The sequence below is a fragment of the Pseudomonas sp. KU26590 genome, from assembly GCF_026153515.1.
Lineage (GTDB): Bacteria > Pseudomonadota > Gammaproteobacteria > Pseudomonadales > Pseudomonadaceae > Aquipseudomonas.
Genome location: NZ_CP110644.1, coordinates 1,720,335 through 1,746,711 on the forward strand (window position 1 = coordinate 1,720,335; position 26,377 = coordinate 1,746,711).

At 59.4% G+C, this 26,377-nt stretch carries 23 protein-coding genes and 1 pseudogene; 9 read left to right on the forward strand and 15 right to left on the reverse strand.

Annotated elements, in window-relative coordinates:
* Positions 1-108: 108 nt before the first annotated feature.
* From OKW98_RS07765 to glpK, 4 genes are all read right to left on the reverse strand, one after another.
* Positions 109-1,023, reverse strand: a complete 915-nt coding sequence (locus OKW98_RS07765; protein ID WP_265388649.1) for a glutamate/aspartate ABC transporter substrate-binding protein — start codon at positions 1,021-1,023, stop codon at positions 109-111.
* Positions 1,024-1,418: 395 nt separating this feature from the next.
* On the reverse strand, positions 1,419-2,981 hold the full coding sequence (glpD, locus tag OKW98_RS07770) for a glycerol-3-phosphate dehydrogenase (RefSeq protein WP_265388650.1): 1,563 nt from the start codon (positions 2,979-2,981) through the stop codon (positions 1,419-1,421).
* A gap of 216 nt (positions 2,982-3,197) precedes the next feature.
* Positions 3,198-3,953 (reverse strand): DeoR/GlpR family transcriptional regulator, encoded by a 756-nt coding sequence (locus OKW98_RS07775; protein WP_265388651.1) that lies wholly within the window; start codon positions 3,951-3,953, stop codon positions 3,198-3,200.
* A gap of 95 nt (positions 3,954-4,048) precedes the next feature.
* Positions 4,049-5,554, reverse strand: a complete 1,506-nt coding sequence (glpK, locus tag OKW98_RS07780; protein WP_265388652.1) for a glycerol kinase GlpK — start codon at positions 5,552-5,554, stop codon at positions 4,049-4,051.
* 298 nt (positions 5,555-5,852) lie between these two features.
* Here glpK and ybaK point away from each other — a divergent pair, with 298 nt between their 5' ends.
* Together ybaK and OKW98_RS07790 are read left to right on the forward strand one after the other, a co-directional pair.
* Positions 5,853-6,323 carry a Cys-tRNA(Pro) deacylase gene (gene ybaK, locus OKW98_RS07785; RefSeq protein WP_074888961.1) on the forward strand — a complete coding sequence of 157 codons (471 nt, stop codon included), beginning with the start codon at positions 5,853-5,855 and terminating at the stop codon, positions 6,321-6,323.
* Positions 6,324-6,431: 108 nt separating this feature from the next.
* Positions 6,432-7,220 (forward strand): PhzF family phenazine biosynthesis protein, encoded by a 789-nt coding sequence (locus OKW98_RS07790; protein ID WP_265388653.1) that lies wholly within the window; start codon positions 6,432-6,434, stop codon positions 7,218-7,220.
* A gap of 58 nt (positions 7,221-7,278) precedes the next feature.
* Here OKW98_RS07790 and OKW98_RS07795 read toward each other — a convergent pair whose 3' ends face one another.
* Both OKW98_RS07795 and argF read right to left on the reverse strand, forming a co-directional pair.
* Positions 7,279-8,358 carry an ABC transporter ATP-binding protein gene (locus OKW98_RS07795; RefSeq protein WP_265388654.1) on the reverse strand — a complete coding sequence of 360 codons (1,080 nt, stop codon included), beginning with the start codon at positions 8,356-8,358 and terminating at the stop codon, positions 7,279-7,281.
* Positions 8,355-9,275 carry an ornithine carbamoyltransferase gene (argF, locus tag OKW98_RS07800; protein ID WP_265388655.1) on the reverse strand — a complete coding sequence of 307 codons (921 nt, stop codon included), beginning with the start codon at positions 9,273-9,275 and terminating at the stop codon, positions 8,355-8,357. The genes OKW98_RS07795 and argF overlap by 4 nt, the downstream gene beginning before the upstream one ends.
* A 450-nt stretch (positions 9,276-9,725) precedes the next feature.
* Here argF and OKW98_RS07805 point away from each other — a divergent pair, with 450 nt between their 5' ends.
* The 3 genes from OKW98_RS07805 to grxD all read left to right on the forward strand — a co-directional run bounded on the left by OKW98_RS07805 (position 9,726) and on the right by grxD (position 12,730).
* Positions 9,726-10,028, forward strand: a complete 303-nt coding sequence (locus OKW98_RS07805) for a hypothetical protein (protein WP_265388656.1) — start codon at positions 9,726-9,728, stop codon at positions 10,026-10,028.
* 147 nt (positions 10,029-10,175) lie between these two features.
* Entirely contained in the window at positions 10,176-12,284 is a 2,109-nt protein-coding gene (locus tag OKW98_RS07810; protein ID WP_265388657.1) for a molybdopterin oxidoreductase family protein, read from the forward strand.
* A gap of 116 nt (positions 12,285-12,400) precedes the next feature.
* Positions 12,401-12,730, forward strand: a complete 330-nt coding sequence (gene grxD / locus OKW98_RS07815; RefSeq protein ID WP_074888979.1) for a Grx4 family monothiol glutaredoxin — start codon at positions 12,401-12,403, stop codon at positions 12,728-12,730.
* A gap of 87 nt (positions 12,731-12,817) precedes the next feature.
* On the opposite strand, the gene bfr is transcribed toward grxD, so the two are convergent.
* The 4 genes from bfr to pyrC form a co-directional block, all read right to left on the reverse strand.
* Entirely contained in the window at positions 12,818-13,294 is a 477-nt protein-coding gene (gene bfr, locus OKW98_RS07820; protein ID WP_065992554.1) for a bacterioferritin, read from the reverse strand.
* A gap of 200 nt (positions 13,295-13,494) precedes the next feature.
* On the reverse strand, positions 13,495-13,713 hold the full coding sequence (locus tag OKW98_RS07825) for a bacterioferritin-associated ferredoxin (RefSeq protein ID WP_265388658.1): 219 nt from the start codon (positions 13,711-13,713) through the stop codon (positions 13,495-13,497).
* A 627-nt stretch (positions 13,714-14,340) separates the two neighbouring features.
* Positions 14,341-15,018 (reverse strand): ribonuclease T, encoded by a 678-nt coding sequence (gene rnt / locus OKW98_RS07830; protein ID WP_074888982.1) that lies wholly within the window; start codon positions 15,016-15,018, stop codon positions 14,341-14,343.
* Positions 15,015-16,061: a dihydroorotase gene (gene pyrC, locus OKW98_RS07835; protein ID WP_265388659.1), complete on the reverse strand. Its 1,047-nt coding sequence runs from the start codon at positions 16,059-16,061 to the stop codon at positions 15,015-15,017. The genes rnt and pyrC overlap by 4 nt, the downstream gene beginning before the upstream one ends.
* Positions 16,062-16,205: 144 nt before the next feature.
* Here pyrC and OKW98_RS07840 point away from each other — a divergent pair, with 144 nt between their 5' ends.
* Both OKW98_RS07840 and OKW98_RS07845 read left to right on the forward strand, forming a co-directional pair.
* The gene (locus OKW98_RS07840) at positions 16,206-17,192 is read left to right on the forward strand and encodes a flagellar protein MotY (RefSeq protein ID WP_265388660.1); all 987 of its coding nucleotides are present in this window, start codon (positions 16,206-16,208) and stop codon (positions 17,190-17,192) included.
* Positions 17,193-17,322: 130 nt separating this feature from the next.
* On the forward strand, positions 17,323-18,540 hold the full coding sequence (locus OKW98_RS07845) for an argininosuccinate synthase (protein ID WP_265388661.1): 1,218 nt from the start codon (positions 17,323-17,325) through the stop codon (positions 18,538-18,540).
* Between the two features lie 168 nt (positions 18,541-18,708).
* Here the strand turns inward: OKW98_RS07845 and OKW98_RS07850 are convergent, their stop codons facing one another.
* Complete coding sequence (locus OKW98_RS07850) at positions 18,709-19,263, reverse strand: hypothetical protein (protein ID WP_265388662.1); 555 nt, start codon at positions 19,261-19,263, stop codon at positions 18,709-18,711.
* Between the two features lie 1,146 nt (positions 19,264-20,409).
* Here OKW98_RS07850 and OKW98_RS07855 point away from each other — a divergent pair.
* Entirely contained in the window at positions 20,410-21,036 is a 627-nt protein-coding gene (locus tag OKW98_RS07855; RefSeq protein WP_037012286.1) for a response regulator transcription factor, read from the forward strand.
* Positions 21,037-21,136: 100 nt separating this feature from the next.
* Here OKW98_RS07855 and OKW98_RS07860 read toward each other — a convergent pair whose 3' ends face one another.
* The 4 genes and pseudogenes from OKW98_RS07860 to metG all read right to left on the reverse strand — a co-directional run bounded on the left by OKW98_RS07860 (position 21,137) and on the right by metG (position 25,030).
* Positions 21,137-21,319 (reverse strand): PA3496 family putative envelope integrity protein, encoded by a 183-nt coding sequence (locus OKW98_RS07860; protein ID WP_265388663.1) that lies wholly within the window; start codon positions 21,317-21,319, stop codon positions 21,137-21,139.
* A 105-nt stretch (positions 21,320-21,424) separates the two neighbouring features.
* Positions 21,425-22,063 (reverse strand): endonuclease III, encoded by a 639-nt coding sequence (gene nth / locus OKW98_RS07865; protein WP_265388664.1) that lies wholly within the window; start codon positions 22,061-22,063, stop codon positions 21,425-21,427.
* Between the two features lie 23 nt (positions 22,064-22,086).
* Positions 22,087-22,914: pseudogene (gene rsxB / locus OKW98_RS07870) on the reverse strand (electron transport complex subunit RsxB); the annotation flags it as partial.
* A gap of 67 nt (positions 22,915-22,981) precedes the next feature.
* Positions 22,982-25,030 (reverse strand): methionine--tRNA ligase, encoded by a 2,049-nt coding sequence (gene metG, locus OKW98_RS07875; RefSeq protein WP_265388665.1) that lies wholly within the window; start codon positions 25,028-25,030, stop codon positions 22,982-22,984.
* A 183-nt stretch (positions 25,031-25,213) separates the two neighbouring features.
* Between metG and apbC the strand changes: the two genes are divergently transcribed.
* A complete protein-coding gene (gene apbC / locus OKW98_RS07880; RefSeq protein ID WP_265388666.1) occupies positions 25,214-26,308 on the forward strand; it encodes an iron-sulfur cluster carrier protein ApbC in 1,095 nt (364 codons plus the stop codon).
* Positions 26,309-26,377 lie beyond the last annotated feature (69 nt).

Genomic DNA, 26,377 nt, shown 5'->3' on the forward strand with positions numbered 1-26,377 from the left:
CCTCTTATCGATCGTTATGCACGCACGCGCCAGTTAGCGGCTTCCGGAAACGCAGGGCGTCTCCGGAAGTCAGGCTTTTCACGTTTTCAGGATGGCGGAGCGAAGGACTCAGGCCTTCTTGTCCGGCGCCGGCTTGTCGTTCGGGTTGGCGATCAGCGCTTTGAGCTGTTCGCTCATCGGGAACATCAGGTTCAGGCCCTTTGGCGGAATCGGCTGGGTGAACCACTTGTCGTAGATCTTGTTGATCTCGCCCGATTTGTAGGTCGCAACGATGGCGTCGTCCACGGCTTTCTTGAACGCAGGGTCTTCCTTGCGAACCATGCAACCGTAGATTTCGTAGGACTGAGGAGTGCCGGTAACGGCCCAGTCGGTCGGCTTCTTGGCCTTGGCCATTTCGCCTGCGAGCAGGGCGTCGTCCATCATGAAGGCAACGGCGCGGCCCGATTCCAGCATCTGGAACGACTCGCCGTGGTCCTTGGCCGAGATCACGTTCATGCCCATCTGCTTGTCGGCGTTCATCGACTTGAGGATGCGCTCGGACGTGGTGCCCGCCGTGGTCACGACGTTCTTGCCTTTGAGGTCGTCGAAGTCTTTGTAAGAGGAGTCAGCCTTGCTCAGCAGACGGGTGCCGATTTCGAAGATGCCGACTGAGAAGTCGACTTGCTGGGCGCGCTCGGCGTTGTTGGTGGTCGAACCGCATTCAACGTCGACGGTGCCGTTCTGCACCAGCGGGATACGGGTCTGGGAAGTGACCAGGTTGTACTTGACCTTCAGGTCGGGCATGTCCAGGTCTTTCTTGATCGCTTCAACGATCTTCAGCTGGATGTCAGCGGAGTAGCCCACTGGCACGCCGGAAGCATCAGCGATGTACGAAAAAGGAATGGAGGAGTCGCGGTGACCGAGGGTGATGGTGCCGGACTCTTTGATTTTCTTCAGAGTGCCGGTCAGTTCGGCGGCGAAAACAGGGGTGGTGATCAAAGCGGCAGCAATGGCTGCGCCCAGAAGGTGGGGAACGATGCGCATCTGGTTTTCCTCGACATTGTTTTTTTTATTGGGCCGGTGTTGGACGGCCCTATCGTTTCAGAGCGCTTCAACGGCGGCCCAATCAGGCGACTCGCTACATCGAAGCAATCGTGCAGGAGTGTAGAGCATGAGTCATGCCAGAGAGGTGACTGAGGCTAAGCGTATGAAAGTGCTGCATATTTACGGGGAAGGGATGTGCGAGGAGCGAGTCGGCCGTCCGGGATTCCGAATTGGGCGGGGCAGGATGTTCGGGAATCCGAATGAGGGTGGGGCTTGAGTCACCTGTAGGAGCGCGCTTGCCCGCGAAAGCGTCGTGTCAGTCAACATCTCCATCAACTGACCCAATGCCATCGCGGGCAAGCGCGCTCCTACACAGACTGGTCACTGCACCCCGATCAGGCCGTGAGGGGCGCGGTGACGACCATCAGGTCGATGGGGTTCATGCTGCCAGCCACTTTGTCCAGGTACGCCTGAACCTTCTGGTGCTCTTCAGCCGTGGTGAACAAGCCAAGCTTGGTCCGGCGCCACAGGATGTCTTCGGCCTTGGTCGCCCATTCCTCGCTGCACAGGTAATCCACTTCGCGGCTGTATAGACCGCCGCCCAAGTGCTCGCCCATTTCGCTCAGATTCTGAACGCCCTCGACGATGCGCCAGCTGCGTGAGCCATAACTAATGGACCAACGCTTGGCGATTTCTGCCGGCAGCCAGGTGCAACGCTGTTGCAGTTCGGCGGCCAGTGCCTCAGGCGTGGTCATGCTTTCACCGCCTGGCAGGCTGGCTTTTGCGGTCCAGCTGGGCTTCATCTGCGGGAAGAACGGCGCGAGTTGCTGCATCGCCGACTCCGCCAGCTTGCGGTAGGTGGTCAGCTTGCCGCCGAACACCGAAAGGATCGGCGCCTCTTGGGCACTGCCAGACAGCGACAGGGTGTAGTCACGGGTGATCGCCGACGGGTTGTCCGACTCGTCATTGCACAGCGGCCGCACACCTGACCACGTGCTCAGAATGTCGGCGCGGCTGAGTTGCTTCTTGAAGTGATCGTTGACGATCTTCAGCAGGTAATCGGTCTCGCCTTCGGTGATCGCCACTTTGCCGGGATCGTCAGAATATTCGCGGTCGGTCGTACCGATGATGGTGAAGCGTTCCAGGTACGGAATGGCGAACACGATGCGCTGATCTTCGTTCTGCAGAATGAACGCGTTTTCGCCTTCGTACAGTTTTGGCACGATCAGGTGGCTGCCCTGAATCAGGCGAATGCCGTACTGCGATTCGAGCTTCAAGTCTTCACGAATGAACTTGGCGACCCATGGGCCCGCCGCATTCACCAGGGCTTTGGCGCGAATGGAAAACTGGCTGCCGTCAGTGCGCTCCATGTTCATGTGCCACAGCCCGCCACTGCGATGGGCGCCCAGGCAACGGGTCTGCGTATGAATGTGCGCGCCTTTTTCACGGGCGGCCATGGCGTTGAGGACGACCAGACGTGCATCGTCAACCCAGCAATCGGAGTATTCAAAGCCCTTGGTGATCGAACTGTTCAGCGGGCTGTCGGCGCCAAAGCGAATGGTCTTCGACGCTGCCAGCTTCTCGCGTTTGCCAAGGTGGTCGTACAGGAACAGCCCGGCGCGGATCATCCACGCGGGGCGCAGGTGCGGACGATGAGGCAATACGAAGCGCATCGGCTTGACGATGTGCGGCGCTTTTTCCAGCAGCACCTCACGTTCGGCCAGCGCTTCGCGAACCAGACGGAATTCGTAGTGTTCCAGGTAACGCAGGCCACCGTGGATCAGCTTGCTGCTGGCCGAAGAGGTGTGGCTGGCGAGGTCGTCCTTCTCGCAGAGAAAGACCGAAAGGCCCCGGCCCGATGCGTCTGCCGCAATGCCGACACCATTGATGCCACCACCGATCACGGCAACGTCGTAGACCTCGGACAGGGGTGGGGTCGGCAAACTGGACTGGGCCATCGGGGCCTCCTGAGTGTTCGATCGCGTTCGAATGCTGCGCCACAGGGAGGGCGAATTCGAACATTTATGTTCATTTCCGAAAATAGTAGCGCAATAAGTCGAACACAGCCACCCAGTATTCATTGAAAATACTGATGGGAGAGAGGGGAAAGGAACAAAAGCGAACATCGGAGGTGAGGCGAGCGCCGGAAGCGCGCTCGCTCATGGATCGAGGGGTTAAACCACTTCCAGGCGAATCTTGTTCTGCGTCAGCAGTTGCGCCAGCGCAGGCACAGGCGTCTGGTCCGTCACCAGACAGTCGATCAGCGTGATCGGGCCCAGACGCACCATGGCGTTACGCCCGAATTTGCTGGAGTCCGCCGCCAGAATCACCTGGCGCGCGTTGGCGATGATCGCCTGGGAAACGCGCACTTCTTGATAATCGAAATCCAACAGGCTGCCGTCCTCATCGATCCCGCTGATGCCCACCAGCGCGAAATCGACCTTGAACTGGGTGATGAAATCCACGCTCGCCTGCCCGACCACACCACCATCCCGGCGCACATTACCGCCTGCCAACAGCACTTCGAAATCATCCTTGCCGCTGAGAATCGACGCCACGTGCAGGTTGTTGGTGATGATCTTCAAGTGGTTGTGGTTGAGCAGCGCACGGGCGATAGATTCGGTGGTGGTGCCGATGTTGATGAACAGCGATGCATGATCGGGGATGTGCGCGGCGATGGCCTCGGCGATGCGTTGCTTCTCATCGCGCATCTGATCGGCACGCATGGCGTAGGCAGTGTTTTCGATGCTGGAATCGTAGGCCGCGCCTCCATGGTAGCGACGCAGGAGATTCATTTCCGCGAGCTGATTGATGTCGCGGCGGATGGTTTGCGGGGTCACGACGAACAGCTGCGCCATTTCCTCGATGCTGACGTAGCCGCGCTCACGAACCAGCTCGAGGATCTGCTGTTGACGGGGTGGCAGATTCATTTTTTATCCTTCGGGCACGGGCGCCCATGATGCCGCAGGCAGCCATTACCTGTCAGCCGGAAAAAATGCCTCTCACGCCCCGTTCAGGATCGCGCTTATTCGACCTCTTCGTGGGGTTCCCAATCGCGCGTGCGGTCTACCGCCTTGCGCCAGCCGGCGTAGAGTTTTTCCTTCTCGGCGTCATCGCATTGCGGCTCGAACTTGCGCTCGATGACCGCCTTGCCCTTCAGCTCGTCCAGCCCGCTCCAGAACCCGATCGCCAGGCCCGCCAGATAGGCCGCACCCAATGCCGTGGTTTCACGCATTTTCGGGCGCTCCACCGGCGTGCCGAGAATGTCGGCCTGGAACTGCATGAGGAAGTTGTTCGCCACTGCGCCGCCGTCAACGCGAAGGGCCTTGAGCGGCTCCCCGGCATCCTGTTGCATGGCGTCGAGCACGTCGCGGGTCTGGTAGGCGATGGACTCCAGCGCGGCCCGAATGATGTGATCGACCTTCACGCCACGGGTCAGGCCGAACAAAGCGCCCCGTGCATAGGGGTCCCAGTAGGGCGCGCCCAGACCGGTGAATGCTGGCACCAGGTAGACGCCATTGCTGTTCTTCACCTTGGTGGCGAAGTACTCGGTGTCCATCGAATCGTTGACGATTTTCAACTCGTCGCGCAGCCACTGCACGGTGGAGCCGCCATTGAACACCGCGCCCTCCAGCGCATAGGCCACCTCGCCGCGCGGACCGCAGCCGATGGTGGTGAGCATGCCGTGGCTGGATTTGACGGCTTTCTTGCCCGTGTTCATCAGCAGGAAGCAGCCGGTGCCGTAGGTATTCTTTGCCTGACCCGGCTCGACGCACATCTGGCCGAACAACGCCGATTGCTGATCGCCAGCGATCCCGGCAATGGGAATGCCGCTTTTGCTGTGGCCATACACCTCAGATGACGACTTGACCTCGGGCAACATCTCCCGGGGCACGTCGAGCACGTCGAGCATGCGCTGATCCCACTCCAGCGTGTGGATGTTGAACATCATCGTGCGCGAGGCGTTGGTGTAGTCGGTGACGTGGACCTTGCCGCCGGTAAATTTCCAGATCAACCAGCTATCGACGGTGCCGAACAGCAGCTCGCCACGGCGGGCGCGCTCGCGGCTGCCCTCAACGTGGTCGAGAATCCACTTCAGTTTGCTGCCGGAAAAGTATGGGTCGATGACCAGACCGGTGGTGTCGCGGATGTAGTCTTCCAGACCGTCACGCTTGAGTTGCTGGCAGATTTCGGTGCTGCGGCGGCATTGCCAGACGACGGCGTTGTAGATCGGCCGGCCGGTGTCTTTTTCCCAGACCACCGTGGTTTCGCGCTGGTTGGTGATACCGATCGCGGCGATCTGGTTGTGGTGCAGATTGGCCTGGGCCAGCACCTTGGTCATGCACGCGGTCTGGGTCGCGAAGATCTCCATCGGATCGTGCTCGACCCAGCCAGGCTGGGGGTAATGCTGAACGAACTCGCTCTGGGCGCTGCTGATCACGTTGGCGTCGCGGTCAAAAATGATGGCGCGGGAGCTGGTGGTGCCTTGATCCAGAGCGATGATGTAATTCTTATTTTCGGTGTCGGTCATGGTGAATGCCTGGTGATGTAGCGAGTTTCCGGAAACGGCCGTCCGTTTTGTTGCCTGTGCGAGGTGCCTTTGCGCACTGAATACCGGGATGGCGTCAAGGAAGCAAGCGAGATATTCGTATTCGAAAAAATATAGACGTAAACGAACCTTGTCAAAGGTCGAAAGCGAACGTTATCGATGAATGTTCCAAGACGCCGATATTAGTGGATAAGTCCTTCGCGAATGCAGGCATTTCGACAACCGATGGCCTAAAGTATCGTCTGCAAAAGAGAAAGTGTCTGGCTGTCTGGAGTGCTACATGACCCCTGCATTGGATTTATTGAAAAAGGTTCGCGCCGAACATCGCGTCCACAGCTACGAGCACGATCCCAAAGCCGCATCGTATGGCCTGGAAGCGGCAGAAAAACTCGATCTGGCCCCCGCTCAGGTGTTCAAAACCCTGCTGGCGAGCACCGAAAAAGGCGAGCTGCTGGTGGCCGTTGTTCCCGTGGTGGGATCGCTGGACCTGAAAGCCCTGGCCCATGCCGCCGGCGCGAAGAAGGCCGAAATGGCTGACCCGGCCGCCGCCCAGCGTGCCACCGGCTATTTACTGGGCGGGATCAGCCCGCTGGGACAAAAGAAAAGGCTGCGCACCTTCATTGATGAGTCCGCTCAACCATTCGCGACGATTTTTGTCAGCGCCGGTCGACGCGGGCTTGAAGTCGAGCTGCCCGCCGCCGTACTAGCACAACACACCAGTGCGACCTTTGCCCGGATTGGCCGGGAATAATTCTTCGGGTTTGTCAGAAATGCCAGACCCTTTCAAGCGGTGAAACTGGCCGCAGACCTGCAGCGCCCGAACCGGGTTGCCGCGTCTAATCACTCGGGGATGCCTTCCATGCAGCTTGAATTCCATCAGGTCGATGCCTTCACCGACCGCCCGTTCTCAGGCAACCCGGCCATGGTCTACCGCCTTGACGCCTGGCTTTCCGATCAATTGATGCAGCAAATTGCTTCAGAGCACAATTTGTCGGAGACCGCCTTTCTGGTCCGTGAAGCCCCGGGCTGGCACATACGCTGGTTTACCCCGACCCATGAAGTGCCGCTCTGCGGGCATGCGACCCTGGCCAGCGCCTTTGTGCTGTTCGAGAAGTACGCCGAGAAGGCCGAAGTCATTCACTTCGTCGGTAAATCCGGGCCTCTGAGTGTGAGCCGTGAAGGTAACCGGCTGGTGCTGGATTTTCCGTCGATGCCACCTGCTGAACAGGGCGTGACGGTGGAAATCGAGCGTGCCCTCGGCACGGAAGTCGTCGACGTGCTGAGTGCTGCGGAATTGCTCGTGGTACTGGAGTCCGAGCAAGCTGTGCGCGATTGCAAGCCCGACTTTGTCGCCCTCGCGCGGTTGCCCTGGCCTGGGGTGATCGTGACGGCCAAGGCTGACGGCGAACGCTACGATTTTGTCTCGCGCTACTTTGCGCCGGGCATCGGCGTCAATGAAGACCCGGTCACGGGCTCGACGCATTGCAGCCTGATTCCTTACTGGTCGGCGCGCCTGAACAAATTCAGCCTGACGGGTTATCAGGCGTCGGCGCGGGGAGGGGAGCTGTTTTGCCGGCTGGAGGGGGAGCGCGTGAAGATTGGCGGGCACGCGACGCTGGTGGCCAGCGGCACGTTGATATTGGGGTAGTCGATATTTGGGATAGTTGATACGGGGCTGAAAGTGCCTGATCGAGAGTGATAGGCCTTCAGACCGCCACAGCCCTGTGCACCGGCACGCTGCCCGAGGCTGGAAACAGCACCAGATGCTCGGCTGACACTTCGAAGCCGACCTGATCCCCGGCGCGCAGGTCCACGTGGCTGGGGAACAACGCTTCCAGCTGCGTGCCGGTCGGCAACTGCAGGCGATACAAGGTGGCCGCGCCCTGAAACGTCAGGCTCGCAACGCGGGCCTTGATCGGGCCGTCGGGCGCATAAATGATGTCATCAGGGCGCAGCAGCACATCCATTGGCGTACCCGGCGCGCCGGCGTAGGCACGATTGCCCCGCAGCACACCCAACTCGGTCTGCACCGATTCGGCATCGATCATCTGCCCGCGAATGAAGTAACCCTGCCCGACGAAACTGGCGACATAAGGCGTCGCCGGCTCGTGATAGAGGTTGTAGGGCGTATCCCACTGTTCCAGCCGACCGTCCTTGAACACGCCGACGTGATCGCTCACGGCAAAGGCTTCTTCCTGATCGTGGGTCACCAGAATGGCACTGGTGCCACGGGCTTTGAGAATGTCGCGCACCTCGTGGCTCAGGCGCCGACGAAGCTCGCCATCCAGGTTTGAAAACGGCTCATCGAGCAGCAGCAACTGCGGCTCCGGCGCGAGCGCACGGGCCAGCGCCACACGTTGCTGCTGTCCACCGGACAGCTCATGGGGATGACGGGTGCCCAGCGCGCCGAGATTGACCAGCTCCAGCATCTCTTGAACCACCTGCTTCTGGCGCGGGTGATTGCGGATGCCGAAAGCGATGTTGTCGGCGACCGTGAGGTGGGGAAACAGGGCGTAGTCCTGAAAGACCATGCCGATCCGGCGCTTCTCCGGGGCCAGGGTAAAGCCGGCCCGGGAAATGACCTCGCCCGCTAGCCTGATCTCGCCTTCATGCACCGGCTCGAAACCGGCGATGGCGCGCAGGGTAGTGGTCTTGCCGCAGCCGGACGAACCCAGCAGGCAACCGATGTCCCCGGCATTCAGGTGCAGATTGAGGTTCTGCACCACGCGTTGGTCCTGATAACCACAGGCGAGGTTATGCAGCGTTAGCAGCAGGGGCTGACTCATGGGGCTGTGAAGGCCGGGGCCACGAGGAATTCGAGCAGGGCTTTCTGCGCATGCAGCCGGTTTTCCGCCTGATCCCACGCCACCGAGCGCGGGTCATCCAGCAGGTCTTCGCTGATCTCTTCACCCCGGTGTGCCGGCAGGCAGTGCATGAAAATCACGTCGTCAGCCGCGCGGTCGAGCATGTCGCGGGTGACCTGGAAAGGCTTGAACCGGGCCAGACGCTTGGCGGCTTCTTCTTCCTGGCCCATGGACGTCCACACATCGGTACTGACCAGGTGCGCGCCTTTCACCGCTTCATGGGGGTCGCGGGTCAAGGTCACGCGATCGCCCGCCAGGGCCAGGAAATGCGCGCTGGGTTCGTAGCCTTCCGGACAGGCGACCCGCAGCTTAAAGTCGAACTGAATCGCGGCTTCTATATAGCTGTTGCACATGTTGTTGCCATCGCCGATCCACGCCACGGTCTTGCCCTGAATGGAGCCACGGTGTTCGAGGAATGTCTGCATGTCGGCCAGCAACTGGCAGGGATGGAGATCATCGGACAGGCCGTTGATCACCGGTACGCGGGAATGGGCGGCGAATTCGGTGAGGTTGCTGTGGGCGAAGGTCCGGATCATCACGGCATCGACCATCCGCGACATGACCCGCGCGCCATCGGCAATCGGCTCGCCACGGCCCAGCTGGGTGTCGCGAGGGGAGAGGAAGATGGCCTGGCCGCCGAGCTGGATCATTCCGGCTTCGAACGAAACACGGGTCCGCGTCGAGGATTTTTCGAAGATCATCGCCAGGATGCGGCCCTTCAGTGGCTCGAAGAGCACGCCTCGATTTCGCAGGTCCTTCAGCTCAACGCCGCGACGAATCACCCCGACCAGCTCAGCGGGGGTGTAGTCCATCATCGAGAGAAAGTGCCTTGCGCTCATCATTAACTACCTTGTCTGCAACAGACCGCAGATCCTCAAAGCCGGGTTTTTTCGGAAAAACGGGCGAGACCTGCGGCGAAAGCCGCACGGGGCGACGAATAGGGAAGGCGCGAGGGTATAAGAAAATGTCGCCTGATGCCAAGGCCCGCCGTGACGGAAAATCGTCGTCAGACGTTCGGTAGCCTGAAAGCGGCGTTCGCAGGACGCTTTTCATGTAACGAAGTGCTACAGTCCTGTTACTGCGCAGGCTATTCGCCATCGCATTAGTCCTGATCAGACAGTTCGCTTGTAACGCTCTTTGGCGTCGCCGCGATTACTGCCTGATTCGCAACAGTCGCAAACCACTGTGCAGCCTTATGCGACATGCTTCACGCCGCGGAAACCCGGACGTTTCCTAAACCATCGGCGTGGGTTATAAAGGCCGCTTATGTCCTCCAAAAGAGGTGGGGAATGGATTCAAAAGAGCAACAACTGACGGAACTGCTCGGGCTGACGGCTCGAACCCTTACGCACCTCACGGCGTCCATGACGTCGATGTCGTTCGAACTGATGCGCAGCGAAGACGAGGTCACACGTTCTGCGGGACGCCGGATGATCGATCGCATGGCAACCATCAGCGCCGGACTCGACGAACACTGGCGGCTGATCGGCGAACTCACCGGGATTCAGGTGTCTCAGGAGCAGATTGAAACGGTTCATGAGGTGCAGATGCAGCGCAAGGTGGTCACACCCATCGGTGGCGTCGGCTCCTGAGTGACGTTTCCATCATCGGGTGAGCTATCGGCTCGCCTGATGCTGCCCGATTCACGGCACTGACATTTCTGGCGCATCGCCCGGACAGGTCCCATAGTTTTGTATCCGCGATCGGCCTGATCGCCCTATAAAAACTCGAGACTGGCGATGACCAAGACTCTCCACCACCGTGCCTGCCACCTGTGCGAGGCGATTTGCGGCCTCACCCTCGAAACCACCCTGCAGGACGATACCACCACCCTGATCACCTCGATCAAGGGCGATGCGCAGGACACGTTCAGTCGCGGGCATATCTGCCCCAAAGCCGTCGCGCTGCAAGACATTCAGAATGACCCCGATCGCCTTCGCCAGCCCATGCAGCGCATTGGCGACGACTGGCGGCCGATCGAGTGGCAGGCCGCGTTTGATCTGATCGCCGATCGCCTGGCCGACATTCAGGCGCGTCATGGGCAGAACGCGGTGGCGGTGTATCAGGGCAACCCCAGCGTGCATAACTATGGGCTGATGACCCACAGCAATTATTTTCTCGGGCTGCTGAAAACCCGTAACCGCTACTCTGCAACCTCCGTGGACCAGCTGCCACACCACCTGACCAGTCACTTGATGTACGGCCACGGTCTGCTGCTGCCCATCGCCGACATTGACCACACCGATTTCATGCTCATCCTCGGTGGCAACCCGCTGGCGTCCAACGGCAGCATCATGACCGTGCCCGACGTCGAGAAGCGCCTGAAGGCGATCCAGGCCCGTGGTGGCAAAGTCGTTGTGGTCGATCCGCGCCGCAGCGAAACCGCCGCGATCGCCGACCAGCACCTGTTCATCCGTCCGGGCGGCGACGCGGCGTTTCTGTTCGGTTTGCTGCACACCCTGTTTGCCGAAGGCCTGACCCGTGAAAGCCACCTTGCGGTTGATGGCTTGGAGGAAGTCCGCGCGGCAGTCAGCGGGATGAGCGCCGACGCCATGAGCCCTCGATGCGGCGTGCCTGCCGAGCAGATCAGGCAGCTCGCGCGGGACTTCGCCGCTGCCGAAAGCGGTGTGTGTTACGGGCGTATGGGTATCTCCACCCAGGCGTTTGGCACGCTGTGCCACTGGCTGGTGCAACTGATCAATCTGGTCACCGGCAATCTTGACCGTGCAGGCGGTGCGCTGTGCACCGAGCCCGCGCTGGATCTGGTGGCGTCGACCTCCGGCGGCAGCTTCAACCGCTGGCAAAGTCGCGTCTCGCAGCTGCCGGAATACGGCGGCGAGCTGCCGGTGTCTGCGCTGGCCGAGGAAATGCTGACCCCGGGAGAAGGGCAGATCAAGGCGCTGATTACGGTCGCGGGTAACCCGGTGTTGTCGACGCCCAACGGCCGTCAGCTCGACACCGCCCTCGAAGGGCTTGAGTTCATGGTCAGCGTCGATCTGTACATCAACGAAACCACGCGGCACGCGGACTTCATCCTGCCGTCGACGTCCGCGCTGGAAAACGATCACTACGACACCACCTTCAACATGTTCGCCGTGCGCAACGTCACCCGGTTCAACCGCGCTATTCTCGCCAAGCCCGAGGGCGCGCTGCACGACTGGGAAATCTTTGTCGGCCTCGCCCAGGCGTTCGCACTGAAAACCGGCCGCGAGCTGAAACCGACGATGCCGCCGGCGCAGATGGTCGATCGCGGTTTGCGCGCCGGGCTTTATGGCGATGCGTCCCCGTTGAAGTTGTCGCTGGAGACACTCGCCCAGCACCCCCACGGTCTGGACCTCGGTGCGCTCAAACCCAACCTCGCCGCGCGCCTCAAAACCGTCAACCAGCGGGTGCAGGCAGCGCCGCCGGTGATCCTTGCCGACCTGGCCCGTTTCGCCGGGCAGCCTGCGCCCCAGGCCGATGGCTTGATGCTCATCGGTCGGCGCCATGTGCGCAGCAATAATTCATGGATGCACAACTACCACCGCCTGGTGAAAGGCAAGCCGCGGCATCAGCTGCTGATGCACCCCGACGACTTGATCAGCCGCGGCTTGATGGACGGTCAGCGGGTCAAGGTCAGCTCAAGAGTGGGCGTGATCGAGGTTGAAGTGATGGGCAGCGCCGAGATGATGCGCGGCGTCGTCAGCCTGCCCCATGGCTGGGGCCACGGTCGTCCGGGCGTAAAAATGGACATCGCGGCGGCCCAGCCAGGTGAAAGCGCGAATGACCTGACTGATGAGCGGGCACTGGATGGAATTTCCGGCAACGCTGTGCTGAACGGGGTGCCGGTCACCGTTGCAGCGGCATGATCTCCATCATCCTCGTAGGCGCGATCAAGGCCAAGACCGAGCGTTATGCTCGGGAATCGTTTAGAATGCGCCACCGTGTCGACACATACAGTCGTAAAGTTTAGCCGAGGTGCTCCATGGATATTATCGAAACGATCAAAGACCAGATTGCCAGCAACACCGTTCTGCTTTACATGAAAGGCGCTCCGAATGCCCCGCAGTGTGGCTTTTCGGCCAAGGCTTCTCAGGCACTGATGGCGTGTGGCGAAAAGTTCGCGTACGTCGATATCCTGCAGAACCCGGAAATCCGCGCCAACCTGCCGAAATACGCCAACTGGCCAACCTTCCCGCAACTGTGGGTCGGTGGTGAGCTGGTCGGCGGTAGCGACATCATCACTGAAATGCAGGCTGACGGTTCGCTGCAGGAACTGGTGAAAGCCGCTGTTGCGAAAAACGCCACTGCCTGATTTCGGAAGTCGTAAAAAAGCCCCGCTCTCGGCCGAGAAGCGGGGCTTTTTATTTGGCGCCGTTATTAGGCGATGGCGGGACCGGAATCAGTCCTCTTCGCCCATCTGCGATTGCAGGTAGTTCTCGATGCCGACCTTGTCGATCAGGCCCAGTTGGGTTTCCAGCCAGTCGATGTGCTCTTCTTCCGATTCCAGAATGTCTTCCAGCATCTCGCGGCTGCCGAAGTCGCCGACGGTTTCGCAGTGGGCGATGGCGGCTTTCAGATCGGCGTGGCCCTTGCGCTCGATGCGCAGGTCACACTCAAGCATTTCCTTGGTGTGTTCACCGATCAGGATTTTGCCGAGGTCCTGCAGATTTGGCAGGCCTTCCAGGAACAGGATGCGCTTGATCAATTTGTCAGCGTGTTTCATCTCGTCGATGGATTCGTGGTACTCGTGTTTGCCCAGCTTGTTCAGGCCCCAATCTTCATACATGCGCGCATGCAGGAAGTATTGATTGATCGCGACCAGCTCGTTACCGAGGATCTTGTTGAGATGCTGGATGACTGTGATGTCGCCTTTCATGATCGGGTCCTGTCGAAGGTATAGGTAATACAGGCGGCAAGTCTGAGCCCCCTCTATAACTCTGTCAAACCTAAGTTATTGAATAATAAGTGAAAATAAATAGGAATAAGAATGTTTGTGTTCCGCATCTTGTGGCTAAGCGATTGAATTAAAGGCATAAAAAAACCGGACGAGGTCCGGTTTTGTTTGAAAGCGGTCATTCAGGCAGCTGAAAATTCTGCGGGATAGGCGAGGGCGGCGTGACTGCTTTGCAGCTCGGTCAGGGTTTCACGCACCACTTCCTTCGCCAGGCATGCACATTTCCCACACTTGCTGGCGACACCCAGGGTTTCGCGGACGTCACGATAGCTGCAGCATCCTTCCATGATTGCTTCACGGATTTGTCCGTCGGTAACACCTTGGCAGAGGCAGACATACATATAAGAAACCGTCGCTGAGTGATTGGCTCAATGCGAGGGATACTAATGTTAATGAGAATGCTTGTCAAAACTACTCAGGCTTTTTTAGGTGACTGCCGATGAGTGGTTGGGTGGGTTTGATCGCTTGTTAGGCTTGAGTGTATATCCGGTTTTTGCGGTGGTGCTGATTATGGTTCCGCCCTTACGGCGGGTCACTTTTTCCAAGAGCCGAAAAAGTAACCAAAAAGGCCCTGCTCCTGGTTGGGCTCCTCCTGCGTCGGAGTACCTTCACTCCGGTCTCGCTCCGTGGGCCCGCGCCGAACGGACATCCATGTCCTGACGGCGCTCTCGCCGCATCCATGCGGCTCGGCCCACTGCGCGAGACCTGCGTTCAGCCTGCACCCAAGTCGCGATTTGTGGTGTCCGGTCTATCGCGCACGAAGGTCAAGATCAAAAGCAGAGCAGAAGCTTCCCGGCTGAAGCCGGTCCCACGGGTTGTACGCGGTGTGCTTTTTAGTGGGACCGGCTTTAGCCGGGAAGGGGCCAGTCAGGACCCTGAGGGCTTTAGGCCGGTCACTGACTCTCGATCCCACCCCATAAAAAAACCGGCCACATGGGCCGGTTCTTGTATCGCGCAGCCGCATCGACTCAGTTGTCGAAGTCGTGCCAGCCGCCCATTTCTTTCCAGCGGTTGACGATGCCGCAGAACAGCTCGGCAGTCTTTTCGGTGTCATAACGGGCGGAATGGGCCTCGCGACCGTCGAAATCGATGTCCGCCGACTGGCAGGCTTTCGCCAGAACAGTCTGACCGTACGCCAGGCCCGCCAGCGTCGCGGTGTCGAAGCTGGAGAACGGGTGGAACGGGTTACGCTTCATGTCGAGCCGCGCAACCGCTGCGTTGAGAAAGCCCAGGTCAAAGCTGGCGTTGTGGCCGACCAGAATTGCCCGCTTGCAGCCGTTGGCTTTCAGCGCCTTGCGGATGCCGCGGAAGATGTCCGTCAGCGCGGTTTCTTCGCTCACGGCCATGCGCAGCGGGTGGTCCAGCTTGATGCCGGTGAACTCCAGCGCCGCCGCTTCAACATTGGCGCCTTCGAAGGGTTCGACACGGAAGAAATACGTGTGGTCAGGAAAGACAAAGCCCTTCTCGTCCATGCCGATAGTGGTGGCGGCGATTTCCAGCAACGCATCAGTGGCGCAGTTGAACCCGCCTGTTTCTACGTCAACCACAACGGGCAGGTAACCGCGAAAACGGGCAGCCATCGGGTGTCGGGACCCTGTACCGCCACCGGAACCTTCTTGCTCGTCTTCGTAATGTTCTTCACTCACGCGTTTTCCTCCAGCAGGCGCCAGCGCAGTTTTTCACCGGCGCGCAGCGGGATAACAGAAAGCTCGCCAAACGGCAGGCTGGCGGGGGCCGTCCACTCGTCACGAACCAGGGTAATGGTCTCGGTGTTGGTCGGCAGGCCATAGAAGGCCGGTCCGTGCAGACTGGCAAAACCTTCCAGCTTGTCCAGCGCATTGCGTGATTCGAACGCCTCGGCGTAAAGCTCGATGGCGGCAAACGCGGTGTAGCAGCCTGCGCAACCGCACGCTGCTTCCTTCGCGTGCTGCGCATGGGGCGCGGAGTCCGTCCCGAGGAAGAACTTGCTGTTGCCGCTGGTGGCGGCATCAAGCAGGGCGACCTGGTGGGTGTTGCGCTTGAGAATCGGCAGGCAATAGAAGTGGGGACGGATGCCGCCCACGAGCATGTGGTTGCGGTTGTACAGGAGGTGGTGCGCAGTAATGGTCGCACCGACATTGGCCGACGCTTCATTGACGAACTGCACGGCGTCGGCGGTGGTGATGTGTTCAAACACCACTTTCAACGTCGGAAAACGCTCGACGACACGCCGCATGTGCTCATCGATGAAAATCTTCTCGCGGTCGAACACGTCGATGTCGCCGCGGGTCACTTCGCCGTGGATCAGCAGCGGCAGGCCCACTTCAGCCATCGCCTCGAGCACCGGGAAGATCTTGTCGACACTGGTCACGCCCGAATCGGAGTTGGTGGTCGCGCCTGCCGGGTACAACTTGGCGGCATAAACGAAACCACTGGCCTTCGCGGCGCGAATCTCTTCGGGCTGGGTCAGGTCGGTCAGGTAAAGCACCATCAGCGGCTCGAAGCGACTGCCTTGCGGGCGCGCAGCGAGGATGCGCTGACGGTAGGCGTCCGCTTGCTCCGCGTTGCGTACCGGGGGCACGAGGTTCGGCATGATAATCGCGCGGCCAAAAGTGCGCGCAACGTCGGCGACGGTGTGGGGCAAAACAGCGCCATCTCGAAGATGGATATGCCAGTCGTCGGGGCGCAGGAGGGTCAGGCGTTCGGACATTGGGGATTCCAGGCGGGTCAAACTCGCTGGGAATGCTACCGGAAAAGACTCCTCCAGGCACTCGCTATCAAGTTTTGCGGCAAGTTACCGATAGCCACGTGTAAGTCATAAATCTTGTTACACGTGAATTTAGTGGAGCCTCCCGTGCGCCAGCGATATCTAGCCCTGCTCAGCGCGTTTGCCAGCCTGCCAGCCATGGCGCTCACCTTCCAGACCCGTCTGGAGAATATTGAGTGGAAGGTGGAAGGTGATCAGTTCGAGTGCAGGTTGACGCAGCCGATCACCGATTTCGGTGCCGGGGAGTTCGTGCGCCGCGCGGGTGAGCAGCCGACGTTTCGCTTGAAAGCAAATGGCTACAGTCTGGCGTCCGGTTCGGCCATGTTGATTGCCGCTGCGGCGCCATGGCAGCCGGGCCGCAATGATCTCAATCTTGGTGCGGTGAAAGTCGGCAGCGGCGAGATTCCTTTCAATACCAATCAGGCTCAGGCTACGCGTCTGATTGCGGGCCTGATGGAGGGGCGCAGCCCGGTGATTCGCCACTCTCTGCGTGACGGTGGCGGCGCGATGGAGGTCCGTCTGCTGCCGGTCAAATTCAGCAAGGCCTACGGCGAGTTTCAAGTGTGCACGGCGAAGCTGTTGCCGATGAATTTCGAACAAGTGCGGCAGTCCGAGATCGGCTTCCCCGGCGGCGGCATCGAGCTGGACGCTTCCGCCAAGCGCAAGCTGGACACCGTGCTGGCTTATATGAAGGCTGATCCGACGGTCAATCACGTCGAACTCGATGGTCACTCCGACAACAGCGGTAACCGATTGACCAACCGCGATCTGTCGCGGCGTCGTGCGCTGTCGGTCATGGACTACCTCAAAGCCCAAGGCATCCCGGAAGAGCAGATAACCCTGCGCTTCCACGGCGAACAGTACCCGCTGGCGCCAAACACCAACAACGCCAACCGCGCGCGCAACCGTCGGGTGAACATTCACCTGGATCGTGTGGCGCAGCAGACCCCAGCCGTGCTGCCATCCGCTGCACCTGCTCCGATACCGGCTCCGTTGCCTGGGCCCGCGGCGACGCCAGCCCCGGGTGCTGCGCCTGCAACAGCGGCGAGCACGGCTCCCGCCAAGGCCTCGTGATGCTCCGCGGCCAGGTCGTCTGACTGACAGAATCTGTCGCTTTGTCGTCAGAAGCTGTCGCGACACTGTAAATTCCCGCGCGTGATCGGTAAACTCGTCGGTTTTCCGTACAACGCGTTGGAGTGATGGCATGGCGGACGTAAACAAGGTAGTTCTCGCGTATTCCGGTGGCCTGGATACTTCGGTGATCCTCAAGTGGCTGCAAGATACGTACAACTGCGAGGTGGTGACCTTCACCGCTGACCTGGGTCAGGGCGAAGAAGTCGAGCCAGCACGCGCCAAGGCGCAGGCCATGGGCGTCAAAGAAATCTACATCGACGACCTGCGCGAAGAGTTCGTGCGTGATTTCGTGTTCCCGATGTTTCGCGCCAACACCGTCTACGAAGGCGAGTACCTGCTGGGTACTTCCATCGCGCGTCCCCTGATCGCCAAACGCCTCATCGAAATCGCCAACGAAACCGGCGCTGACGCCATTTCCCACGGCGCCACCGGCAAAGGCAACGACCAGGTTCGCTTCGAGCTGGGCGCCTACGCACTCAAGCCTGGCGTGAAAGTCATTGCGCCATGGCGCGAGTGGGACTTGCTGTCCCGCGAGAAGCTCATGGATTACGCCGAGAAGCACGCGATCCCGATCGAGCGTCACGGCAAGAAAAAATCCCCGTACTCGATGGACGCCAACCTGCTGCACATCTCCTATGAAGGCGGCGTGCTGGAAGACACCTGGACCGAGCACGAAGAAGACATGTGGCGGTGGACAGTGTCGCCGGAAAACGCGCCGGACAAGGCGCAGTATCTGGAACTGACCTACCGCAACGGCGACATCGTGGCGCTGGACGGCGTTGAAATGACCCCGGCCACCGTCCTTGCCACCCTGAACCGCATTGGCGGCGAGCATGGAATCGGTCGTCTGGACATCGTCGAGAACCGCTACGTCGGCATGAAATCCCGCGGCTGCTACGAGACCCCGGGCGGCACCATCATGCTGCGCGGTCACCGTGCGATCGAATCGATCACCCTGGACCGCGAAGTCGCTCACCTCAAAGACGAGCTGATGCCCAAGTACGCCAGCCTGATCTACACCGGTTACTGGTGGAGCCCTGAGCGTCTTATGCTGCAGCAGATGATCGATGCTTCGCAGGCCCACGTGAATGGCGTCGTGCGTTTGAAGCTTTATAAAGGCAACGTGATCGTGACCGGTCGCAAGTCCGACGAGTCGCTGTTCGATGCCAACATCGCGACATTTGAAGAAGACGGTGGCGCCTACGATCAGGCAGACGCTGCGGGCTTCATCAAGCTCAACGCGTTGCGCATGCGCATTGCAGCGAACAAGGGCCGCAAGTTGTTCTGATCGCTGTCTTGATTGATGTGCAGCCCTGTTCGGGCTGCACTCACTACACCTGTCCCTCGTTTATCGCAGGGGATTCTTTCGAAACTCTTCCCGCGCCCGCGCTCGCCGATGAGTGTCCCCGTTTACAGGCGTTAAAACACGCGCTCGCGCTCTGCATTATTCCCTGCGTCATGTTGGCAAATCGGTCTCTTCGCCAGCGGTTTTCTCAGCCGTATCCCCTTGCGAAGTTGTTCGAAACTCAAAGCGATAGGCTTTTGCGATGTCCCGGATATCCCGTACGCCGACGCCCAGCAGTTGAGCGATTTCGGGAACGGTGTAACCCAGCGCCGAGTAATGCATGGCATGCCCGGCAGTGGCGTCGTCCAGGGTTGCCGGCTCTCGTTGCCGTGACGTGCGTGACCGGCGAACGGGTTGGCAGTAGCGGATCTTCAGGCCGTTCTCGTTGGCCAGTCGCTTGATGTCCTTCTGGTTCATGCGCAGCGAGTATTGCAGCGCGGCGACACCCGCTCCCTTGGCAACAAGCCCCTTGAGAAGATCGACCTTGGTGCACAGGTCCGCTTCCGGATCGGTGTCCCGGCTTTGCCGCGACACTTCGGTCTCCCGTGACTCTCCTTCTGCAATGACATTAATGACGCCACCCTGGGAAACGTAGCGCTCTACCGCTTCCGCCAGTTTGAGAGGGTCGCTGCTTGCGCCAATGGAGTATTTTATTTTCTTGGTCATGGTAGGTTCCTTTGAACATATCAACTAAACAGCCTTCACTGCCGGGACGGTCACGCTGAAGAGCGTTTAAACACTGAATGGCTTATTCATGCCGAAGCGTGGCCTGCGCATGGACTGCTGACAAAAGAAACACCAGTCTTTATATACGCAATAATCTTATAGGGTGATCAAAGCCACTAACTAACAGCGGCTGAACCGTTCGCTCATCAAAAAGTAACGAGTGGTAATAGGTTTGGCAAGTGAAAAGCCAAAAAACAGGCAGTTTGTTTTTTAGTGTCTTTGGGTGATGTTCTCGGCGGTAATAATAGTCCGTTAGTTATGTAGTATTTTTCTGGAATGACTTGAGGGTGCTGGATGTTATGAGCTGAATAGTATTACGTGAAAGGCGGGACAGCCCCGTATTTAAAATGGCGCTGTAACGCAGTCGTTTTTGAAAGGGGTCGCAGCGAAGGGAGGCGGTTAAGTGGCGTAAGTTCTTATCCCGCTTCTCGGCCCCGTGTCAGGGTAAGAACAGTTGAAAGTTGATCCGAGCTGTTCAGAAATTTCTGAATCCGCTGTAGGTCCTTTCGAGCATTTAATATGTAATGAAACTCGTCGAACCCACGTGTGCCATTTAACCAAGTGTGTGCGTTCGCCCATGCCTCGCATGGCCTGTAATATTTTATGATTTTTGTTTGCTGGCAGCTTGGTGAGATGGGCATATGCTGAAGCCATAACCCTGATGGTGAAAGGGCTACAGGCCATTAGCCTCAGGCAGTGCGGCATGGAGGAAACACATTTCCCAGCGCGTCACGGAAAGCCCTGGATTTCCGCACATTCAAACCGGTCGGCGAGACAACGGCTCGCCGACCTACCTTAGGACAAACCGCACTATCAACCAGCATTCATATAATCAGAAATGCTCAGCGTATTCAGGATTCAAAAATTACCACTTGCGGTCTCGGAAATTATGCGGTCACGTACTGAGACGGGATTGAACATCGTTAAAAATAGAGCGGATAGGGCAGGTTTTGTAGGATTTTTCTGTTGGTTGAGTGAGAAAGGTCTTTGCCTGCTGGTCTGCAGGGAGGAGCGCCATGCAAAGCACTAAACGACTAAGCTATTGTGCGGACTCTGAAAATTCGAACAGCGAAGAATGGACTGCTCATGAATAAAGTGTTGATCGTGGATGATCACCCGGTCATTAGGCTCGCCGTACGCATGTTGATGGAACGCCATGGCTACGAAGTCATTGCCGAGACGGATAACGGCGTGGATGCGTTACAACTGGCGCGCGAGCACTTGCCGGACATTGTCATTCTGGACATAGGCATCCCCAAGCTCGATGGCCTGGAGGTCATCGCCCGATTGTCGGCAATGACGCTGGCCTTCAAAGTGCTGATCCTGACTTCCCAGGCACCGGGGCATTTCTCAATGCGTTGTATGCAGGCAGGCGCGGCGGGTTATGTCTGCAAACAGCAGGATTTGACCGAATTGCTCAGCGCCATCAAGGCGGTGTTGTCCGGTTACAGCTATTTCCCCAATCAGGCGTTGCACACGGTGCGCTCCAGTCTCGGGAACGCCAGTGAGGCGGAGATGGTGGATCGTCTGTCGGGAAGGGAAATGATGGTGTTGCAGCAGTTGGCCCGTGGCAAGACCAACAAGGAAATCGCTGATGGCATGTTCCTGAGCAACAAGACGGTCAGTACCTACAAGACGCGTCTGTTGCTCAAACTCAATGCGCATTCACTGGTCGACCTCATCGAACTCGCGCAGCGTAATGGACTGGTTTGATTGCCGGGGGACAACGGTGCTTCAGGCGGCGTTTTCCGCTCATGTATTCTGCCCAAGCCTCTCTAGGAGAGGCCTTCAGGCAGGACGTTACGAGGAGTGGTCAGAGATCGAAATCGTAGTCTGCAAGCTGCCTTTGCAGGCGACGCTCTTCCAGCATGTTATCGATGGTGCGGCGCTTGCTGAGGTTGGTCTTGGCGGTCTCTACCGGCACGGGCGGGACTTCCTCCGGCTCTTCGATCACGAAGTCATCGTCAACTTCGATGGTGTCTTTTTCATCGCTCATGATTCAGCCTCAGGCGTGAACAGTCGTTGGCGCCTCTTATAGCGACAAACCCCGCGCGGGTAAAAAAGATTTTTTTAATCGATCGAAGCCCGGAGACGCTATCGTTCAATCGTCAGAGGTCTTGGCCTTGTATTCGCACAGGTCCTCGATCCGGCAGCTGCCACACCGGGGCTTGCGCGCAATACACACGTAACGGCCGTGAAGAATCAGCCAGTGGTGCGCATCCATGAGGTAATCCCTGGGCACGAATTTCATCAGCTTGTTTTCAACTTCCACCACATTCTTCCCGGGCGCGATGCCGGTGCGGTTGCTGACGCGGAAGATGTGCGTGTCAACCGCCATTGCCAACTGGCGGAACGCGGTGTTCAGGACCACGTTCGCGGTCTTGCGGCCCACGCCGGGGAGGGCTTCAAGCGCCTCTCGGGTTTGCGGCACTTCCCCTGCGTGCAGTTCAGTCAGCAGGCGGCACGTTTCGATCACGTTCCGCGCCTTGCTGTTGTACAGGCCGATGGTCTTGATATAGGCAGACAAACCCTCGACACCTAACGCGTAAATAGCCTGAGGCGTATTGGCGACCGGGTAGAGACGCGCCGTGGCCTTGTTGACGCTGACATCGGTGGCTTGCGCCGAGAGGATCACGGCGATCAGCAACTCGAACGGCGTGGTGTAAGCCAGTTCGGTTTTGGGATCGGGAGTGTCTTCGTGCAAACGACGAAAGATCTCAAGGCGTTTGGCGGCGTTCATGGGGTAGGCTTTTCCTGAGAAGGCGGTGCTGCGGGCGCCGGGTTTTGTAACTGGGCGAGGGCGTGCTCTGCCTCGTCGAGGCCGCGCTGCAACTGCACGAGTTGTGCGGCGTGTTCGGCAATCGGCGGGTGACCAAAGGCTTTCAGCGACTTCAGCAATTGAGCTCTGCTCATGGCGACCTGGGCGCGTGCCTGTTTCAGCGGCGCGTCACTGCCTGTCGAAGGTTTTGAGCGAATGCGGGCTAAAGCGGCCTGCGCCGGGTCTGGCTGGACAACGGCGGGCGTGGCAGTCCGTAGCTGGCGAGCCTGGCGTTCGGCCTGGCGTCGCTGCTCATCGCGCTGCATGCGGGCTGAGCGCGCGTCGAAGCGTTGCCGCGCGCGACCGCGTTTGAAGGCTCTGGCTGATCGCTGGGCCTCATCCATCGCACAATCGCCATTGAACGGCACCGATGTCATCGGCAGCGGCAGCATGTCGATGCAGTCGACCGGGCAGGGGGCAACGCACAGGTCACAGCCGGTGCATTCTTCAACGATGACGGTGTGCATCAGCTTGGCGGCGCCGACGATCGCGTCCACGGGACAGGCCTGAATGCATTTGGTGCAACCGATGCATTCGGCCTCGCGAATGAAGGCTACTTGCGCCGGCGCGTTCCCCCGTTCCACATCCAGTTGCAGTACCGGCACATTCAGCAGTCGAGCCAGTGCCGCGAGGGTCTCGACGCCACCGGGTGGACACTTGTTGATGGCTTCGCCGCTGGCAATGCCTTCGGCGTAGGGCTGGCAGCCTGGGTGGCCGCATTTCCCACACTGGGTTTGCGGCAGCAGGGCGTCGATGCGCTGAATCAGGCTCATGCTTGGACCCGATCGACGACCCGAGCGGGCCGTCGATAACGTGCAGAATGTGACGGTTCGGGGCGGGTTACTTGATGCGCTGACCGGGCTTGGCGCCGCTGTCAGGGCTCAGCAGGTAAATCTCTTCACCGCCAGGGCCCGCTGCCATCACCATGCCTTCGGAGATACCAAAGCGCATTTTCCGAGGCTTCAGGTTGGCGATCATCATCGTCAATCGACCCTCCAGCTCCGCCGGGTTCGGGTAAGCGCTCTTGATACCGGAGAAGACGTTGCGCTTCTCGTCGCCGATGTCCAGTGTCAGGCGCAGCAGCTTGTCGGCGCCTTCGACGTGCTCGGCTTTTTCGATCAGCGCGACGCGCAGGTCAATCGCCGCGAAGGCGTCGAAGTCGATCTCTGGCGAGAGCGGGTCTTTGGTCAGCTCACCATTGCCCTGCGGTGCCGCACCTGTGTCGGTGGCGCTGGCGGCCAGGTCTTCTTTCGATGCGTCGGTCATGGCTTCCACTTTTACGGGGTCGATGCGTGTCATTAACGGCTGGAACGGGTTGAGCTGATGATTGCTCAGCAGCGTCTGGTGGTCATCCCAGGTCAGTGGCGCGACGTTGAGGAACTGCTCGGCGTCTGCGGCCAGATTCGGCAGCACAGGCTTGAGGAATATCACCAACTGACGGAACAGATTGATGCCCAGGGCGCAGATAGCCTGAACCTCGTCCTGTTTACCTTCCTGCTTGGCCAGCGACCAGGGCGCCTTGTCGGCGATCCAGGCATTGGCGCGGTCGGCCAGCGCCATGATCTCGCGCATCGCACGGGCAAAGTCACGTGCCTCGTAGGCATCGGCAATGCTTGGCGCTGCGGCGTGAAAAGCATCGGTCAGCTCGGGCTCGGCATTGCCGGCCACCAGCAAACCTGCGTTGCCTTTCTGAATGAAGCCCGCGCAACGGCTGGCGATGTTCACCACCTTGCCGATCAGGTCAGAGTTGACCTTCTGCACGAAGTCTTCAAGGTTCAGGTCGAGATCGTCGACGCCACGGCCCAGCTTGGCCGCGTAGTAGTAACGCAGGTATTCCGGCGACAGGTGCTCAAGGTACGTGCGTGCCTTGATAAAGGTGCCGCGGGATTTCGACATCTTCTGGCCGTTGACGGTCAGGTAGCCGTGGACGTTGATGCCGGTAGGCTTGCGGAAGCCTGAGCCTTCGAGCATCGCTGGCCAGAACAGCGCATGGAAGTTGACGATGTCTTTGCCGATGAAGTGGTAAAGCTCGGTGGTCGAGTCTTTGCTCCAGTAGGCGTCAAAGTCCAGATCCGGGCGGCGCGCGCAGAGGTTCTTGAAGCTCGCCATGTAGCCAATTGGAGCGTCCAGCCACACGTAGAAATATTTGCCCGGCTCGTCGGGGATCTCGAAGCCGAAATACGGCGCATCACGGGAAATGTCCCACTGCTGAAGGCCGGAATCGAGCCATTCGGCGATCTTGTTCGCCACGGCGTCCTGCAGCGTGCCGCTTCGCGTCCAGCTTTTGAGCATGGCGTCGAACGCGGGCAGGTCGAAAAAGAAATGCTTGGAGTCTCGGAGCACCGGGGTCGCGCCGGAAATCGCGGACTTCGGATCTTTAAGGTCAGTCGGGGCGTAGGTCGCGCCGCACTTTTCGCAGTTGTCACCGTACTGGTCTTCAGTGCCGCATTTCGGGCAGGTGCCTTTGATGAAGCGGTCGGCCAGGAACATTTTCTTTTCCGGGTCGAAATATTGCGTCACGGAGCGCGTGGCGATGTGGCCGGCGTCGCGAAGGCGTGTGTAGATCTCGCTCGACAGCACGCGGTTTTCTTCGGCGTGGGTCGAGTGGAAGTTGTCGAAGTCCACCAGGAAGTCAGCGAAGTCGGCGCTGTGCTCGGCCTGCACGTTGGCAATGAGTTGCTCGGGCGTGATGCCTTCTTTCTCGGCGCGCAGCATGATGGCCGAGCCATGGGCGTCGTCCGCGCACACGTAAATGCACTGGTTGCCGCGGTGCTTTTGAAAGCGCACCCACATGTCGGTCTGGATGTACTCGAGCATGTGGCCAAGGTGAATGGAACCGTTGGCATAGGGCAGGGCGCTGGTGACGAGAATCTTGCGTGGCTCGGACATTGGGCTCGGCTACTTGAAGTGAAACGGAGGTCGGCCACTATAAAGGCCTGAGCGTTTTTTTTCATCCCGCGCTGCATGTCGGAATCTGCCGATGTGCTTGAAAGGAAACGCCGTTGCGTTCTTTATCAGGCATACAAGGTAGGATGGCCGCCTGTTTTAGTCAGTCTTTATAGGGAGTCACCCATGAGCGCTGTCAATCGCGCAACGGTGGAAGCCGTCCTTCGCCAGTACACCGATCCTTACTTGAATCAGGACCCGGTCAGCGCCGGGTGTGTCCGCGCCATCGAGATCGACGGCGACCGCGTGAGTGTCCAGCTGGAGCTGGGTTATGCGGCCGCGCTGTTCAAGAACGGCTGGGCGCAGATACTGCAGATGGCGATCGAGGGGCTGGACGGTGTGGCATCGGCCAGCGTCCAGATTACTTCGGTGATTCACCCTCACAAAGCCCTCGGCCAGATCCCCGGCCTGGCCAATGTGAAGAACATTGTGGCCGTTGCGTCGGGTAAAGGCGGCGTCGGTAAATCCACGACGGCGGCGAACCTGGCGTTGGCGCTTTCTCGCGAAGGCGCGCGCGTCGGCATTCTTGATGCCGATATCTACGGCCCGAGCCAGGGCGTCATGTTCGGCATCGCCGAAGGCACCCGTCCGAAGATCAAGGATCAGAAGTGGTTCGTGCCGATCGAGGCCCATGGCATCGAAGTCATGTCCATGGCGTTTCTGACCGACGACAACACGCCGATGGTCTGGAGAGGGCCGATGGTGTCAGGGGCGCTGCTGCAACTGGTGACCCAGACCGCCTGGGATGATCTCGATTACCTGGTCATCGACATGCCGCCAGGCACCGGTGATATCCAGCTGACCCTCGCGCAGAAGGTCCCGGTTGCAGGCGCAGTCATTGTCACGACCCCGCAGGATCTTGCATTGCTGGACGCGAAGAAAGGCGTGGAGATGTTCCGCAAGGTCAACATCCCGGTGCTGGGTGTCGTTGAAAACATGGCCGTGCATATCTGCTCGAACTGCGGTCATGCCGAGCATCTGTTTGGCGAAGGCGGAGGGGAAAAGCTGGCGACGCAATATGGCGTCGAGTTGCTGGCCTCGCTGCCGCTGTCCATGGTGATTCGAGAGCAGGCCGATGGAGGCAAGCCAACGGCGATTGCCGAGCCCGAAAGTCAGATTGCGATGGTGTATCAGGAGCTGGCGCGTCACGTCGGCGCGCGGATCGTGCTGCAGGAAGCCGCGTCTGCGGAGATGCCGAGTATCTCTGTGAGCGACGACTGATGCGCTAAGGCGTAGGCTGGAGACGCGATGTGTCGGATGCTCGGCATGTCGCGGTAGTAAGCGTTGAGG

Coding starts and splice junctions, on each gene's coding strand:
- OKW98_RS07765 (WP_265388649.1), bottom strand. CDS start 1,023: ATGCGCATCGTTCCCCACCTTCTGGGCGCAGCCATTGCTGCCGCTTTG.
- glpD (WP_265388650.1), bottom strand. CDS start 2,981: ATGGCCCAGTCCAGTTTGCCGACCCCACCCCTGTCCGAGGTCTACGAC.
- OKW98_RS07775 (WP_265388651.1), bottom strand. CDS start 3,953: ATGAATCTGCCACCCCGTCAACAGCAGATCCTCGAGCTGGTTCGTGAG.
- glpK (WP_265388652.1), bottom strand. CDS start 5,554: ATGACCGACACCGAAAATAAGAATTACATCATCGCTCTGGATCAAGGC.
- ybaK (WP_074888961.1), top strand. CDS start 5,853: ATGACCCCTGCATTGGATTTATTGAAAAAGGTTCGCGCCGAACATCGC.
- OKW98_RS07790 (WP_265388653.1), top strand. CDS start 6,432: ATGCAGCTTGAATTCCATCAGGTCGATGCCTTCACCGACCGCCCGTTC.
- OKW98_RS07795 (WP_265388654.1), bottom strand. CDS start 8,358: ATGAGTCAGCCCCTGCTGCTAACGCTGCATAACCTCGCCTGTGGTTAT.
- argF (WP_265388655.1), bottom strand. CDS start 9,275: ATGAGCGCAAGGCACTTTCTCTCGATGATGGACTACACCCCCGCTGAG.
- OKW98_RS07805 (WP_265388656.1), top strand. CDS start 9,726: ATGGATTCAAAAGAGCAACAACTGACGGAACTGCTCGGGCTGACGGCT.
- OKW98_RS07810 (WP_265388657.1), top strand. CDS start 10,176: ATGACCAAGACTCTCCACCACCGTGCCTGCCACCTGTGCGAGGCGATT.
- grxD (WP_074888979.1), top strand. CDS start 12,401: ATGGATATTATCGAAACGATCAAAGACCAGATTGCCAGCAACACCGTT.
- bfr (WP_065992554.1), bottom strand. CDS start 13,294: ATGAAAGGCGACATCACAGTCATCCAGCATCTCAACAAGATCCTCGGT.
- OKW98_RS07825 (WP_265388658.1), bottom strand. CDS start 13,713: ATGTATGTCTGCCTCTGCCAAGGTGTTACCGACGGACAAATCCGTGAA.
- pyrC (WP_265388659.1), bottom strand. CDS start 16,061: ATGTCCGAACGCCTGACCCTCCTGCGCCCCGACGACTGGCATATCCAT.
- OKW98_RS07845 (WP_265388661.1), top strand. CDS start 17,323: ATGGCGGACGTAAACAAGGTAGTTCTCGCGTATTCCGGTGGCCTGGAT.
- OKW98_RS07850 (WP_265388662.1), bottom strand. CDS start 19,263: ATGACCAAGAAAATAAAATACTCCATTGGCGCAAGCAGCGACCCTCTC.
- OKW98_RS07855 (WP_037012286.1), top strand. CDS start 20,410: ATGAATAAAGTGTTGATCGTGGATGATCACCCGGTCATTAGGCTCGCC.
- OKW98_RS07860 (WP_265388663.1), bottom strand. CDS start 21,319: ATGAGCGATGAAAAAGACACCATCGAAGTTGACGATGACTTCGTGATC.
- nth (WP_265388664.1), bottom strand. CDS start 22,063: ATGAACGCCGCCAAACGCCTTGAGATCTTTCGTCGTTTGCACGAAGAC.
- metG (WP_265388665.1), bottom strand. CDS start 25,030: ATGTCCGAGCCACGCAAGATTCTCGTCACCAGCGCCCTGCCCTATGCC.
- apbC (WP_265388666.1), top strand. CDS start 25,214: ATGAGCGCTGTCAATCGCGCAACGGTGGAAGCCGTCCTTCGCCAGTAC.